Raw genomic sequence first — 15,775 nt, 5'->3', positions numbered from 1 at the left:
ACCTATACTTTCTCATTCATTAATATTTCGTGGAAAGAGAGCTCTTCATCTTCTGTCTCTTCCTTTTGGTCTTGTTTCCCACCATGATCGTGCCTTTGGTGTTGTTCATGGTCGTGATCGCGGCTATCCAACTGATCATGGAGCTGTTGTTGTAAAGTGGATGCTTCGACCTTCTCAATTACCACTTGCTGCGGAGAGAACATATGCCTCAATTGTGATTTGTTTCCTTCAAGCATCTCCCTAGCAGCTTGACTCGTTACTAGTATTTTCACAGCCATTTCACCATTGATTTGAGCAAATTTGACGGTTAGATCTCCGAGGTTCCCAGGTTTTAACTTGATCAGTATTTCCATGCTGCCTTTAGGATTTGTGAACATGCGACTGGACTGGATGATTCTATCCAACTCATGGATCAACTGTTTCTGGGAAGAATCTCCTTGATTCTGGTTCTGATTTTGATTCATGTAAATCACGTGCTGCTCCACTTTAGTCATGGGGATCGTAAATGCATTGGATAATGGCTGTTGCTGGGGTGGTTGAAGCTTAGCATCCTGCTTCCCTCCCTCTCCCAATGCTTGTTTCACCCATTTGACGATGTCACTTCCTGTCACCGGCGTTTGTTGGTGATAAGATTTAGGGACATCCATTCGCTTTTGAAACATAAGCATCAGTTTATCTAACACCTGTTTTTCTTGAAGGGAAGTTTCTTTAGTCACACGTTCCATTACGCTCTGTCCCCGTCCCTTTTCTTTATTCGGTATTGATTCAACAAGTTGCATGAACGTTTGCAGCAACTCTTTCATCTTTTTACCTGTGCGATGAGAACCTTGAGCCGAAGAATCAATTTGAGATATTGTCTGAAGGATCTTTCTCATTTCCTGCCATGATTTATGTAAGTTATTCTCTGTGAGGTCATGGTCCGGATCCGAAGAAACTTCATTCTCGGTGAATGGTAATGATGGAAGGTTCAACACTGAGCTTTCATTCTTCCCCATGTCTTCTTCCACCAATGAGGTTAGTTCCTTGAATGTCATGGCCAGTTCCTGTTTCTCAGCGGATAAGTGGAAACTAGGACCTTCAGGTATGAACCGTTGTTCGAACTCTTGCAAGTGTGAAGTCATCTTAAAGAATAGTCCATCAGAAGCTGTTTCTTTAACTTTTTGAATGATTTCCTTCCCATCAGCGACCTCGACATCTGGCCGTCCACCTTGCTCAAGTAGGTTTAAGAGCATATTCTCCAACTTTCCAATCATCTTTATAACTTTCTCTTTGCTATCCTCTGTATCGACTTCTTTATCAATTTTCATAGATGACAGCCTCTGAAAATCGATGAGAAGAGACCCAAAGAATGCTCCTTGCGGCTTCTCGTCGCCTTTTGGTTTCATGTTAGGATGGGTCACCATTTTTTGCGATTTCCCAAAAATCATGATACCTGTATTCATTTTCACACCCCCTTTCAAAGAAGGCTTACTCTTCGATAATCATACTCGTGATGTTTGCTGCTGTTTCCGGATTCATCTGACCCAGGATTTCTCCTCTTTCCTCACTAGCTACGTCGTTTAAGACTTGGACTGCTAAATTTTGGTTCATGTTCTCTATAATTGGGGCCGCTTTTTCAGGATCCATTTCCTGAAAGGATCGAGCCATCTCTGCCGCTTTTGACTTCCCATTGTTCTCTTCTTTTGAATTTGCATCTTCCAAATCGGCCTTCAATTGAACCACTTGTTGTTCCAATTCACTGATTTGATTCTGCTTTCTATCAGATTCTGCTTGCAGATCTTCCATTTCAGCTTCTTTGTTGGCAATGACTGCCTGTAACCGGTCCGCCTCGACGTCTTGCGTTTCTCCACTTTCAGCGGATGAAGCGGAGTTGGATAATCCCGGAATGCGACTTGTGTATTTCTCAGCTTCTTCAAAAACGTTGACCCCACTTAACGTGAGAACAATTAATGAAAGTGTAATAAGGAAGATGAGGGGAAACAAAATGGCAACGATGATTTTAGAAACGGATTTCTTGTTTTTTTGTGTATGTCCATTCTTTGCCATCTCATCACCTATTCTGAAAATTTAAGTATTGTTGCATGGAGAGCTCATCCATCTGTTTGTTTTCTTCACTTTTCATAAGATGCCATTGCTCATCCTGCTTGTGCTCGATAATTTTTTCAAACTTCTTCACCTCTATGTGAGCTGCAGAAAGTTTGGTTTGTTTTTGCTGCATATGAACTCTGGCTTCTTGGACAGAAGGCTGAAGAAAATCAATCGTCTCTTGTAAACCTTGTATGTAACGTTGATGTCGGACGATGTCATCCGCTCTTACTGTATGATTGTTCATTTTCTCTCCGAACATTTCTTCCGCTATTTCTTTCTTTTTCAAAAATTCATAGAGTTTTTCTGCTTGTTTTTCAAACTTATCTACAGCATCCTGATACACTTTCTGAGTCTTTTGCTTTTCTCGATCTCTTAGATCTCTGATTCTTTGAAACGTTTGAATATCAGCCACGTCTAAAGGGCCTCCTATACGAACAGATTTCTTAAATCCTCTACTGATTTCTCAAAACTGGACGGTTCGTGAATCCCTTGTTGCAAAAATTGAATGATGGCCGAGTGATAAGAAATCGCTTGGTCGATGTCCTTACTTGACCCTTTTTTATAAGCTCCAATTTGTATTAATTCACTATTCTCTTCGTAAGTAGCTAATAGGGCCCTCAATTTCTCCGCAGATTCCTTATGTTCAGAAGAAGCGATTTGTTTCATCACTCTGCTGATAGACCTTAAAATATTGATCGCTGGAAAGTGTCCTTGCTCTGCCAGTTTACGATCAAGAACAAAATGACCATCGAGAATTCCCCGAACAGTATCAGAAATTGGTTCATTCAAGTCATCGCCATCAACTAATACGGTATAAAAAGCAGTAATCGTTCCATTCGTACTCGACCCTGTTCGTTCTAATAGTTTAGGTAATAGAGCAAAAACAGAAGGCGTATAGCCTTTGGTTGTAGGAGGCTCACCCGTAGCCAGGCCAATTTCGCGTTGTGCCATAGCAAAACGAGTGACTGAATCCATCATCAAATTGACGTTATACCCTTGGTCACGAAAATACTCACTGATGGCAGTAGCTGTGTATGCTCCCTTTACCCTCATCAAGGCTGGCTGATCGGAAGTGGCAACAACGAGGATCGAGTTTTTCAATCCTTCTTCACCCAGGTCATTCTCAATAAACTCTCTTACTTCCCGCCCTCGTTCACCAATCAGAGCGATTACATTCAAATCCGCCGAACTGTTTCTTGCAATCATCCCCATCAAAGTACTTTTACCAACTCCGCTCCCTGCGAAAATGCCGACTCTTTGTCCTTTTCCGACCGTCAACATCGTATCGACAGCCCTCACGCCGACTTGAATCGGTTCATGAATCGGTGGACGCATAAGTGGATTGGGAGGACTTTGATCTGTCGGATACCCCTTTAAACCTAAAGGCATGGCTCCTCCATCCAACGGGTGTCCAGTAGCATCTAAAATCTTACCGACAAGCCCCATGCCGACTTTGATTCGCATCGGTTCTCCGGTTGCTTCCACGATGCTTCCCGGACGCACTTCCTTCACTTCCCGAAAAGGCATTAAGAGAATGTTTTCATGGTTGAAACCGACAACTTCCGCTGCGATCTTTTCTTTATGATCAGACGTGTGAATATAACACAGATCACCGACAGAGGCTTCCGGCCCTTTGGATTCAATCATGAGTCCCACAACTCTATGGATCTTCCCATACCTTTTCATAGAATCCGTATTGACGATTGTCTCAAAATAACGGTGACTATTATTCATTTCCCATCTCCTCGTTCGCAACAGCGAGCAGTTGATACCTGAGTTCTGATAACTGGGTATCTATACTTCCGTCAAGCTTTCCAAACTGCGACTCCACAATACAAGCATGTGGGTCTAGCGCTTCTTCTACATAAATACTCAGGTGCGAGGAGGGTGCGATTAACCGTTCAAGCTCTTCAAATTGCTTGTGAACGAATTCATATTTTTCTGGATGGACATACAAAGCGACTTCGGGTTGACCTTTGACCTCCTCCATCACCTTTTGAACCACTGGCAAAAACACTGAAGGATCTGCTTCCAGTTTTGCGTTTAGAATCTTCTCTGCTGTTTTCATAGCCACTTCCACGATTGTTCTTTCACTGCTTGCAACCATACGGTCATGTGATGCTTTCGCTTGCTGGATGATTTCATTAGCCTGGGTTAGTCTGGATTGCAAAGCGTCATAGCCTTCTTTATGTCCTTGCCTGAAACCTTGGTCCATCCCTTTTTGATAAGCTTCATTTTCAATCACTTTTTTCTCTTCTTCCCAAGTAGCTCGAAGGGAATCGATTTCTTGTTCAGTGGATTGAATGGACTGTTTTCTATGAAGCCTTGCTTGCTCTAGATCTTTATGGGCTTGTTCTAACTCCTGGATGATTTGCCGTTTTTTCTCCTCCAGGTCATTTTCCTGAACAGTTCTTTCTTGAACTTGTACGGGTCTTAATCCAATCACCCGACCATTTGATGAAGGTCTGTACTTAGACAATGATGTCATCTCCTCCACCTCTTGCTATGACAATTTCACCAACATCTTCTAAACGGCGAATCGTAGAGACCACTCTCGTTTGTGCCTCTTCCACATCACGAAGTCTGACAGGCCCCATGAACTCCATCTCTTCTTTGAAAGTCGTCGCCATCCGTTCAGACATGTTACTGAAAACAATGTCTTTGACTTCTTCACTGGATACTTTTAGAGACAGACGCAGATCATCATTTTCAACATCACGGATGATTCTCTGAATCGCCCGATTATCAAGGGCAACGATATCTTCAAAGACGAACATCCGCTTCTTGATTTCTTCCGCTAATTCCGGATCTTGTATTTCCAGGGAGTCAAGGATCGTTCTTTCTGTACTTCGATCCACCCCATTCAATACTTCCACAACGGCTTGAATTCCACCGGTTTCTGTATAATCCTGTGTCACGGTCGTTGATAACTTTTTCTCCAAAATCTGCTCCACTTGATTGATCACTTCTGGAGATGTTGAATCCATCGTAGCAATTCTCCTCGCCACGTCCGCCTGAAGTTCTTGTGGAAGCTCAGACAAGATTTGTCCGGATTGCTCAGGGTCTAGATAAGACAAAACGAGCGCAATGGTTTGCGGGTGCTCGTTTTGTATAAAGTTAAGGATTTGATGAGGATCCGCTTTTCTTGCAAAATCAAACGGCTTCACTTGTAAAGATGAAGTTAGACGCCCAATAATATTGGATGCTTCATCTGAGCCTAACGCCTTTTCAAGAATCGTTTTTGCATAGCCGATTCCACCTTGTGATATGTAATCTTGAGCTAATGCAATTTGATGGAACTGATCCAGAATTTCTTCTTTTTCTTTACTATCTACTTTTTGTACAGAAGAGATTTCCAACGTCAATTGTTCAATCTCTTCTTCATCTAAATGTTTATACACTTGAGCGGCTACATCAGGCCCAAGAGAAATCAATAGGACAGCGGCTTTCTGCTTTCCTGTTAATTCCGACTTTCTAAAGGCCATACAAAGACCTCCTTAATCTTCCGCAATCCATGATCGCAATAGTTTCGCAAAATCTTCCGGTTTTTCCTTGGCCATTTTTTCCAGTTGCTTACGTTTTCGAGTCCCTTCATCTTCTCGTTCTTCTATTGAAGGGATTTCCTGAGGCTTCGTTTCAGGGACCTCTTCTTCAAACATTAGGTACTCTTCCTCTTCTTCCTTCTCTCTCTTCTTTCGAGTAAGAACAATGAGAAGTACGATAATTGTAAATAGTAATAGACCACCTACAATGTAAACCCAAAGAGGAATGCCCTCACCCGGATCAGGAAACTCAGGTTCTCCATTGAACTCCTGAAATACAATCGATACTTTTTCTTGTGTATCCACTTCGCCGTATTCACCATTAATGGATGTTGTAATCATGGAATCAACAATGGACTGAACGCTCTCCTGTACCGTTTGTTGCTCAGCAGCAGTCAGGTATTCAACCTCGCCCTCGGGACCGACACTTTTGGTATTATCAATGGCCACTTGAATACCTAAGTCTCTTACCTTATAAGGACTTTCTTCGATATTTTTTTTAATTCGGTTGAACTCGTTATTAATGGTCTCGCGACTCATCTCGTAATCGCCACCCGATCCCTCCGACCCAGCAGGATACTCAGGAATGTCCCCTTCCTCGGTGCCTACGGGTCCACCTTCAGGGATCCCACCTTCGTAAGTCTCTTCAATTTTTTCTACACTTACAGGCAGGCCCTCCATCGTTTCAGGATCGACAGGTTCTACAAGTTCTTCTACACGGTTTTCTTTCGTGAAATCGATGTCTGCTGTAACAGTAGCGATCACTTTTTGCTGACCAATCATCATGCCGAGCATGCGCTGCAATCGTTGTTTAATGTCTCTTTCAATGTCTTTCTTTACATTCTGTTGATATGTATAAGCATTCTCAGAGCCACCCACCGGTGAATTATTTATGTCAAAATAGTTAAAATTTTGATCCATGATGACGATATTATCTTTAGGTAGGTTGGGTACAGACTTTGAGGCCAAATTATAGAGAGCCTCAATCTGACTATTTTCAATTTGATACCCGGGCTGAACATTAAGGACGATTGAGGCCGAAGCCGGTTGTGCCGACTCAGAAACGAAGACCTGCTCTTTAGGCATGTTAATCATGACTTGAGCATCCTGAATACCTGTGATGCCTTTCATTAAATTTGCAAGTTCGGTTTGCATCGCATCCAGTTTGATGACATCAAACTCATTATCTGTCATCCCCCAAGAAGTGTTGCCACTGAAGAAACCATAATCGATCGTTCCACTATTGGGCAGTCCGGCGGCAGCAAGGTCGACAAGCAACCCCTCTGCCTGCGTATCCGGAACAAGTATGGTTGAACCTCCCTGATCAAGTTCATAGGTAACGCCTCTTGTTTCAAGTTCGGTTTTTATTTGACCAATTTCCTGTAAGGTCAAGTCTCTGTATAAAGGAACCATACTCGTCCGGGAGGCGAAAACACTTGTAAGGGTAAGGATAAGAATGATGACAGCGATCCCACCAATCATCCACCCCTTTTGAGATTTGTTCCGTTCTTTCCAAAAGGTTGTCAGTCTCTCTTGATATTTTTTCATCTTTTCTTTCATAGTTGCCCCCAAAAAAAGCACGACCTAAGCGAATGGTTTAGTGCGAATTAAAAATAGAAGAGTCACACCTGCATACGCATGACTTCTTTATATGCTTCTACGACTTTACTCTGCATCTCGACGGCCGTTTTCATAGTAATGCTCGCCTTTTGTGATGTAATCATCACATCATGCAAATCATTGATCTCCCCCCGAGCAAGAGCTTTTGTCTTTTCGTCAGACAGAATTTGAGCTTCGTTCACCCCTGATATTGCATTTTTCAACTGATTGGCAAAGGTCGCATGAGCTTCCCCAGGAGATACATTTTTCTTCCATTGCGTTTGAGAAGGTTGGCTTAAGGGGATAGAATTTACAATAGGGTTGGACATGGTGAATTCTCCTTACTTTATCTTCCGATTTCCAAAGCTTTCATTAACATACTTTTTGATGCATTAACGGCTGTAACATTTGCCTCATAAGAACGAGTTGCGCTCATCATATCGATCATTTCCTTCAGAGGGTCAACATTAGGCAGTTCTACATAACCATCCTGATTAGCATCGGGATGATTGGGATTGTATACCATTTTGAATGGTTCATCGTCTTCTATGATTTCTGTTGCTTTCACACCACTTGCTTGTGAAGAATTTCCGCCTGCTTTATGTAAGAAACTTCTAAAGTTGTTTTCAGACGGCTCGAATACGACCATCTTACGACGATAAGGCTGCCATTCTCCATTTTCACCAACTTTAGCTCTCGTTGTGTTTGCATTCGCCATATTTGATGAGGCCACATCCATCCGCAAGCGTTGCGCTGTCAGTGCACTTGCACTATTATTCATTGCATGAAAAATACTCATCTATTAATTCCCTCCCCTTATAACGGATTCCAGGCTGCGGAATTTCCCACTCATCCGATCTACAAGGGCCTGGTATTGAATTTGATTTTGTGCGAGTTCATTCATTTCTTTATCAATGTCCACGTTATTTCCGTTATGATTGTACTTCGTATTTGTTTTAGTAAATGTCTGATAAGATTTCCCAGCGTCGCTAGTAAAGGGTATGTGGCGCTCATTCGTTCTTTTCGCTTCCAGAATCGAATGTTCTTGATTCAAGACATCCTTAAAAGCGACTCCTTTTGCTTTATATCCCGGTGTATCCACGTTCGCAATATTATTTGAGATTGCTCTATTTTTAGCTGATGTATAGTCCAAAGCATTCTCCAGACTAGTGATCGTGCTACTGAAAAAAGCCATAATTTCACCTCTATTCGACATTTTTCCATCCTCACAGACACAATTGTAAAAAAATTCACGTACTTATGTCTATACAAAAAACCCTTTTTTTACGAGAGTATTACAAACGCGCCAAAAGAATCAGGGATAATCTCCCCACTATTTGGTTTTTGTTCCCATGCGTCGAAATCTTTTCCATCATGACCATTATTACATAATTTTTTGTCGAATAGTGAATATATTATGCATCTTTTTAAAACATGACATAAGATAGTGAAAATAGGTTAAATCTGTTAAAAAAACCGTCCTATCAATGGTGGGTAATGGTTATTTGTTTCCAAATAACAAGCAAGTAATCTAAGTTGCCGTCAAAGATAACTGAAGTTCCTCGCCATTAAAAACATCCTACTCTTTGAGAATCCCTCCGCATGTCTGAGGCACAAGGACCTGTTCATTTAAAGCTTTCCTGAAGAGGCTACTCTCTACCATACCGTTCTCTTAAAAGCAAATTCACCCATAATAAAACCGCCACTCTATATAGAGTGGCGGTTCTTTTTACTTAATTGGTACGAAGCTTTTGAAGCTCCAGTAAGAAATTGTTATTCAATACTTTGATATACGTCCCTTTCATTCCTAATGAACGGGATTCAATGACTCCAGCGCTTTCCAATTTTCTAAGCGCATTGACGATCACTGATCTAGTGATTCCGACACGGTCGGCAATTTTACTTGCTACGAGAAGGCCTTCGTTTCCTTCCAGTTCTTCGAAAATATGCTCAATCGCCTCTAGTTCACTGTAAGATAGTGAACTGATCGCCATTTGTACGACGGCTTTGCTACGTGCTTCCTGTTCGATTTCTTCTGTTTTTTCATGAAGAATCTCCATACCTACTACTGTCGCACCGTATTCGGCAAGCAGTAGATCATCTTCATTGAAATTACTGTTCAGACGGCTCAGAATAAGCGTACCTAGACGCTGTCCACCACCAATGATTGGAACGATCGTTGTCAGTCCATTTTCAAACAGCTCACGGTTTTCAACAGGGAAAGCTGTATACTCACTGTTGATATCGATATCCGGAGTTGTTTCTTCAATTTTGAATAAATTTTGCGTGTACTCTTCCGGAAATTGACGTTCTGAGAGCATCGCTTTCATTCGCTCATTCTCAATCTCCTGATTGATGGCAAAGCCTAAAAGCTTACCTCTACGGCTCAAGACGAATGTATTCGCCTCAATCACATCACGCATTGTTGCGGACATGTCATTGAAGTCCACGGATTTACCAGTTGTCTTTTGCAGCATTGCATTGATTTTACGTGCTCGGTCTAATAGTTTCATGTTCATTTCCTCCTTGTTGTTCACCCTATAAAATAAAACGACTCAAATCTTTGTTTTTTACGATTGATGATAGTTTGCTGTCTACATACTGAGGTGTAATCTCAATGGTTTCCATCGTTACGTCAGGAGCTTCAAAAGATAAATCCTCAAGCAATTTTTCTAAGATTGTGTGCAACCTCCGCGCTCCGATGTTATCTGTTTCCTGATTCACTTCATGAGCGATTTCTGCGAGTCTAGTAATAGCATCGTCAGAAAATTCAACCTTTATACCTTCAATTTCAAGTAATGCCTTATATTGTTTCAAAAGAGCATTTGAAGGCTCTGTCAAAATGTTCTTGAAGTCTGATACACTGAGTTTATTCAACTCGACCCGAATCGGAAACCTTCCTTGCAATTCCGGGATTAGATCTGAAGGCTTTGCCATATGAAACGCTCCAGCAGCAACAAATAGAATGTGGTCAGTCGCTACGGGTCCATATTTAGTGACGACTGTCGATCCTTCAACGATCGGAAGAATGTCTCTTTGAACACCTTCACGGGATACATTCGCCTGGTTGTCGCCCTTCGCCGCCACTTTGTCGATCTCATCGATGAAAATCATTCCCGCCTGTTCAACTTTGGCTACGGCATCTTGACCGACTTCGTCCATATCGACCAGTTTCCCTGCCTCTTCTTGTGTGAGCACTTTTCGAGCCTCAGATACAGGAAGCTTTCGTTTCTTTTTCTTCTTCGGCATGAATTGACTGAAGGCATCCTGCATGTTCATGCCCATTTGCTCCATCCCGGATCCCTGCAGCATATCAAACATGGAAGATTGAGATTCTTCCACTTCTATGGTTACCATTCGATCTTCCAACTCACCGAGGTCCAATTGGTGACGAATGCGGCTTCTTTTAGTCTCTATTTCCGCTTCTTCACTCTTTTCATCTGAGTCTACTTCTTGCTGGTTGCCCTGATTAAATATCATCTCAAAAGGATTTTTAAAATTATTGGACTGTTTTTTCTTGGAAGGAACGAGCAGTTTCACGAGGCGTTTGTTCGCCTGCTCCTCTGCTCTGTCTTTCACAGCCTCCATTTTTTCTTCCTTCACCATACGTACGGCCATTTCCACCAAGTCACGCACCATGGATTCAACATCACGACCAACGTAACCAACTTCAGTGAATTTTGTGGCTTCCACTTTGACAAATGGAGCTCCTACTAATTTCGCCAAACGCCGGGCAATTTCAGTTTTCCCTACCCCTGTAGGTCCCATCATCAAGATGTTTTTCGGTACGATTTCATCCTTTAAATCGTCCGTTAGCTGCATGCGGCGATACCTGTTACGAAGAGCAATCGCTACTGACCGCTTTGCGCTTTCCTGGCCAATAATGTATTGATCGAGCTTTTCAACAATTTGTTTAGGAGTCAAGTTTAATGACATTCATGGTCCCCCTTAATCGAGAACTTCCAGGATTATTTGATCATTTGTAAACACGCAGATTTCTCCTGCAATTTCCAGAGCTGCTTTAGCAATTTGAGAAGCCGATTGTTCCGGTGAGTAACGTTTCAACGCTCGCCCTGCACTTAAGGCGAAGTTTCCACCCGAACCTATGGCAAGAATACCATCGTCCGGTTCTATTACTTCCCCTGTACCCGATACGAGAAACATGTTTTCTTTATCCATGACAATCAACATCGCCTCTAACTTCCTCAGAACACGATCACTCCGCCACTCTTTTGCAAGTTCAACGGAAGCTCTTGCTAAGTTACCATCATAGCTTTCTAACTTTCCTTCAAACTTCTCAAAAAGAGTAAAAGCATCAGCGACTGAACCTGCGAACCCTGCTAATACTTGATCATTGAACAAACGACGCACTTTCTTTGCCTTATGTTTCATTACCACTTGGTTACCTAATGTTACCTGGCCATCTCCGCTCATCGCGCACTCTCCTTCGTGCTGGACGGCAAAGATCGTTGTTGCATGAAATTGCTGCTCCATCATTTTCACCTCTTATTCGCTCGGGGATGACTGTTCATATAAACATTTTTCAAACGATCTTTCGATACATGCGTATAAATCTGAGTTGAAGAAAGTCGTTCATGCCCTAATAATTCCTGTACTGAGCGCAAATCTGCACCTTCGTTCAGCAAGTGGGTAGCAAACGAATGTCTCAATTTATGTGGATGAATATCCACCGTTAACGCTGCGTTTTCCACCATCTTTTTCAAGATGAGCCTGATTCCATCAGCTGTCAAAGGCCCACCCTTGGCATTTAAAAACACTCGTTTACTCGACTCATTTTTCTTGGAAGCCAACTGTTTTCTGCCATCATTAATATATGTCTGAAGTGCTTTTGCAGCAAATTGCCCGTAAGGAACGTAACGATCTTTACTCCCTTTTCCATGAACAAGAGCTGTGTTTAATGAAAAATCCAGATCTGAAAGTTCCATTTTCACACATTCACTGACACGCACACCCGTTCCATAGAGAAGTTCGATAAGAGCCTGATTTCTCTGTCCCAGTGGCGTATGCAAATCACTCACTGTAAATAGTTTCTCTATCTCCTCTTCATAAAAGAAGTTGGGAATAGGGCTTTCCTTCTTAGGTAATACCACATTCAAAAATGGGTTATGGACGACAATTTCCTCTCGTTCTAGAAATCGGAAATAGCTTCTCAAACTTGATATTTTTCTGGAAACTGTCCTTCTTGAATATTTCGCTTCATACTGCCTGGATAAATAGATTCGAATCGAAGGATATTCACATTCCTGGATCGTCAACCCTTCAGATGTGAGAAAGGATTCAAACTCGTCTAAATCCCTTCCATAATGCTTCAAAGTAAGAGGCGAAGCGTTTTTCTCAATTTGAAGGTATTCCATAAAAAGCTCTTTGTAAGACTGCATAATTCCTTCCACCTCTCAAAGGCGTCTAAATTTTATCACATCATCCATTGACATAACAATGGATTTAATTAAAATGTAACAAAATTCTGAATTGTTTCCAACTCTAATGAATCAACGATACAAAGAAACCGTACTATATTGTGGATACGTGTCAAGTATGTATACTTACCAAAGCGTAATTATAGCGTCCCACATAACCACTGTCAATCAAAAAATACCCTTCCATAAAAACCCATCGCCCATTCTCACAAACGCTACCTTAAGTTGAAGACTCAGTTTCGATACTTTTGCTGTGTGGATCGGGGCTGCGGGGAATAGCTCGCTTTCCGCGGGAGTCTCCCCATTCCCTTCCGCCCCTTGACCTTATGAGTATTTCGAAACTACTTCCAGAATAAACAGCTTCCCGACGAAATGGAAGTTCGCAAATCCAACTACATACAAGAAGTCATCTGTACTATAACGCACGCTATGAAGCGCTTTTTCAACTGGAAAGCAGTGTTAATGGAAGACGCTACATCCTTGTAAGTGGGGTTGTTTGTCTGTCTCGAATGGGGTGGTTGGGAAGCTGCGAGACTCCCGTGGAATGGATTGACTGGCGAGACCCCGCAGTGCGAAGTAGGCTTGCCTCAATCACCAAAGAAAAGCGAGTAGCTTCCTAGCCACCCCTAACGCCTCCTATGGCAAACGAACCCCGAAACATCTCGAAATCGAGTCTTACAGAATTCTGCCAGATCCTTTAATACATATTGATTATGACAATATTTCATAAGTACAAACAAAAAGAGTCTACAACTAAAAGGATAGTCATAGACTCTTGGTTTTATAACTAAATCATGATTGAGGCTCTTCTTTGTAGTCGCATTCTGTACACTGAATTTGCGTGCCTTTTTTGGACTTCTTCTCCACAAGCAGAGATTCACACTTCGGACAAGGTCTGCTGATTGGCTTATCCCAGGATATGAAGTCACACTCAGGATAGTTTTCGCAGCCAAAGAATTTGCGGTTTTTCTTGCTCTTCCGCTCGACGACCTCTCCATCTTTACATTTTGGACAAGTGACTCCGACTTTCTTGAGGATCGGCTTTGTATTGCGGCAATCAGGGAAATTTGAGCAGGCAAGGAATTTTCCGTATCTGCCCATTTTATACACCATTTCATGCCCACACTTTTCACAGTCAATCCCTGCAGGTTCGTCTTTGATTTCAATTTCTTCCATTTCTTTCTCAGCTTTTTCCAACCGCGGCTGGAAGCCATGATAGAACTCACTGATGATATTTACCCATTCTTCTTTCCCATCCTCAATGGCATCAAGGTCATCTTCCATGCCCTTCGTGAAATCAACATCGATGATTTCAGGGAAATACTCTCTCAGTTGTTCTAAGACAATCTCGCCAAGTTCCGTCGGGACGAAGCGCTTATTATCGAGGGCGACATAACCCCGTCGTTGAATGGTATCAAGTGTTGGAGCATAAGTGGAAGGTCGACCGATTCCAAGTTCCTCAAGCGTTTTAACAAGACGGGCTTCCGTGTAGCGCGGAGGAGGCTGTGTAAAGTGTTGGTTCGGCTTAATTTCCTCCGCTTTTACTGTCATCCCTTCTTCAAGATGAGGAAGTAGCTTGTCTTTCTCTTTTTTGTTATCATCACGGCCTTCTATATAGACCTTCATAAACCCTTTGAATTTCACCTCAGAACCTGTAGCTCTGAATTCAACCCCTTCATTGTAAAGGTGGACGGTCATGGTATCCAAGACTGCAGGTGCCATTTGACTCGCGATGAATCGATCCCAAATCAACTTATAAAGTCGATACTGATCCCTGGATAAAATACTCTTCATTGCTTTTGGATCACGGTCTGCTCCCGTCGGCCTGATCGCCTCGTGGGCATCCTGTGCCCCTTCTTGCTTTTTGGATCCTTTACTTTGTCCTAGAAATTCTTTGCCGAAATTACCTTCGATGTATTGCTTTGCATCCTCTTTTGCTGAATTCGACAACCTTGTGGAATCTGTACGCATATACGTAATCAAACCTGTGGTTCCTTGCTTTCCACCAAGGTCAATTCCTTCATAAAGCTGTTGAGCAATCATCATTGTTTTCTTTGCTCGGAAGTTTAATTTCCGTGCAGCTTCTTGTTGCAGTGAGGATGTAGTGAAAGGTAGAGACGGATTTCTTTTTCTTTCTCTTTTGTTCACTTTATCTACAGAGAAATCTTTCCCTTTCATCCGCTTTTGGATCTGTTCTACATCATCCTGTGTTTTCAAATCCTTTTTCTTACCATCGACACCATAAAAGGAACCTTCAAATGCCTCTTTATCTTTTAAGAAATCCGCTTCTATGGACCAATATTCTTCAGGCTCGAACTTTTTAATCTCATTTTCACGATCAATGATAATTTTGACAGCTACGGATTGGACACGGCCGGCACTTAATCCCTTCTTCACTTTCTTCCATAGAATTGGGCTGATGTTATATCCGACAAGTCGATCAAGGATCCGTCGGGCCTGTTGAGCATCAACCAGATCTGAATCGATGGACCTTGGTTGTTTGAAGGAATCTTTAATCGCTTCTTTTGTGATCTCATTGAATACGACTCGACATTTAGAGGTGTCATCAATATCCAAACTGTGGGCCAAATGCCAAGCAATGGCTTCCCCTTCTCTATCGGGGTCGGCTGCGAGATAAACTTTCTTTGCCTTTTTAGCAGCTGTCTTTAGTTCTTTCAGTACGGGCCCTTTTCCCCGGATGGTTATATATTTCGGATTGAATTCATTCTCAACATCCACGCCCATTTGACTTTTAGGCAAGTCACGCACATGTCCAAGAGATGCTTTCACTTTGTATTTCTTTCCAAGATATCGTTCAATTGTTTTCGCTTTTGCAGGTGATTCTACAATTACCAGATAATCTGCCATATATGTTCCTCCCATAGAGGTGTTTTCTCTTTGTGTTTCATACACTCTGTTTATATTTTCGTTTTTGATTTACCTTTTAATGTATAACTTAAGCAGAATGGAAAAGGAAAACTACAGCTCCCGTCCATAGACAAAAAGTCATTCTACCCATTATTCTTCCATGTCATTGCTTGAGAAGCTTTTATAAAATAAATCTTCCCTATTATTAAATACAATGAAACCGTTTGTCAAACATATATT

Annotated in this window: 15 protein-coding genes; all 15 read right to left on the bottom strand. The window is 42.0% G+C overall.

Features of this window, described 5'->3' with window-relative positions; translation table 11 throughout:
• Window positions 1-2: 2 nt before the first annotated feature.
• On the bottom strand, window positions 3-1,442 hold the full coding sequence (locus ACXACN_RS04570) for a flagellar hook-length control protein FliK (protein ID WP_474962658.1): 1,440 nt from the start codon (window positions 1,440-1,442) through the stop codon (window positions 3-5).
• Between the two features lie 25 nt (window positions 1,443-1,467).
• Window positions 1,468-2,046, bottom strand: a complete 579-nt coding sequence (locus tag ACXACN_RS04565; protein WP_474962657.1) for a MotE family protein — start codon at window positions 2,044-2,046, stop codon at window positions 1,468-1,470.
• A 4-nt stretch (window positions 2,047-2,050) separates the two neighbouring features.
• Window positions 2,051-2,500, bottom strand: coding sequence for a flagellar export protein FliJ (gene fliJ, locus ACXACN_RS04560; RefSeq protein WP_474962656.1), 450 nt, complete (start codon window positions 2,498-2,500; stop codon window positions 2,051-2,053).
• Window positions 2,501-2,514: 14 nt separating this feature from the next.
• A complete protein-coding gene (gene fliI / locus ACXACN_RS04555; RefSeq protein WP_474962654.1) occupies window positions 2,515-3,822 on the bottom strand; it encodes a flagellar protein export ATPase FliI in 1,308 nt (435 codons plus the stop codon).
• A complete protein-coding gene (fliH, locus tag ACXACN_RS04550) occupies window positions 3,815-4,567 on the bottom strand; it encodes a flagellar assembly protein FliH (RefSeq protein ID WP_474962653.1) in 753 nt (250 codons plus the stop codon). The genes fliI and fliH overlap by 8 nt, the downstream gene beginning before the upstream one ends.
• On the bottom strand, window positions 4,560-5,573 hold the full coding sequence (gene fliG / locus ACXACN_RS04545) for a flagellar motor switch protein FliG (protein WP_474962652.1): 1,014 nt from the start codon (window positions 5,571-5,573) through the stop codon (window positions 4,560-4,562). Before fliG ends, fliH begins: the two co-directional genes overlap by 8 nt.
• A 12-nt stretch (window positions 5,574-5,585) precedes the next feature.
• Window positions 5,586-7,190 (bottom strand): flagellar basal-body MS-ring/collar protein FliF, encoded by a 1,605-nt coding sequence (gene fliF / locus ACXACN_RS04540; RefSeq protein WP_474962650.1) that lies wholly within the window; start codon window positions 7,188-7,190, stop codon window positions 5,586-5,588.
• Window positions 7,191-7,252: 62 nt separating this feature from the next.
• Complete coding sequence (gene fliE / locus ACXACN_RS04535) at window positions 7,253-7,558, bottom strand: flagellar hook-basal body complex protein FliE (protein WP_474962649.1); 306 nt, start codon at window positions 7,556-7,558, stop codon at window positions 7,253-7,255.
• 17 nt (window positions 7,559-7,575) lie between these two features.
• Window positions 7,576-8,028 carry a flagellar basal body rod protein FlgC gene (gene flgC / locus ACXACN_RS04530; RefSeq protein WP_474962648.1) on the bottom strand — a complete coding sequence of 151 codons (453 nt, stop codon included), beginning with the start codon at window positions 8,026-8,028 and terminating at the stop codon, window positions 7,576-7,578.
• Window positions 8,029-8,031: 3 nt separating this feature from the next.
• Window positions 8,032-8,424, bottom strand: a complete 393-nt coding sequence (gene flgB, locus ACXACN_RS04525) for a flagellar basal body rod protein FlgB (protein WP_474962646.1) — start codon at window positions 8,422-8,424, stop codon at window positions 8,032-8,034.
• Between the two features lie 538 nt (window positions 8,425-8,962).
• Window positions 8,963-9,742, bottom strand: coding sequence for a GTP-sensing pleiotropic transcriptional regulator CodY (codY, locus tag ACXACN_RS04520; RefSeq protein ID WP_160913181.1), 780 nt, complete (start codon window positions 9,740-9,742; stop codon window positions 8,963-8,965).
• Between the two features lie 25 nt (window positions 9,743-9,767).
• Window positions 9,768-11,165 (bottom strand): HslU--HslV peptidase ATPase subunit, encoded by a 1,398-nt coding sequence (gene hslU, locus ACXACN_RS04515; RefSeq protein WP_474962644.1) that lies wholly within the window; start codon window positions 11,163-11,165, stop codon window positions 9,768-9,770.
• A 12-nt stretch (window positions 11,166-11,177) separates the two neighbouring features.
• A complete protein-coding gene (gene hslV, locus ACXACN_RS04510; protein ID WP_474962643.1) occupies window positions 11,178-11,723 on the bottom strand; it encodes an ATP-dependent protease subunit HslV in 546 nt (181 codons plus the stop codon).
• Window positions 11,724-11,728: 5 nt separating this feature from the next.
• Window positions 11,729-12,628, bottom strand: coding sequence for a tyrosine recombinase XerC (xerC, locus tag ACXACN_RS04505; protein ID WP_474962641.1), 900 nt, complete (start codon window positions 12,626-12,628; stop codon window positions 11,729-11,731).
• Between the two features lie 831 nt (window positions 12,629-13,459).
• Window positions 13,460-15,535, bottom strand: coding sequence for a type I DNA topoisomerase (gene topA / locus ACXACN_RS04500; protein WP_474962640.1), 2,076 nt, complete (start codon window positions 15,533-15,535; stop codon window positions 13,460-13,462).
• Between the last annotated feature and the right edge of the window lie 240 nt (window positions 15,536-15,775).

Source organism: Halobacillus sp. AWM4_238 (assembly GCF_056158265.1).
The sequence above is the reverse complement of the archived record's forward strand: the minus strand, read 5'-3'. Positions and strand labels throughout refer to the sequence as shown.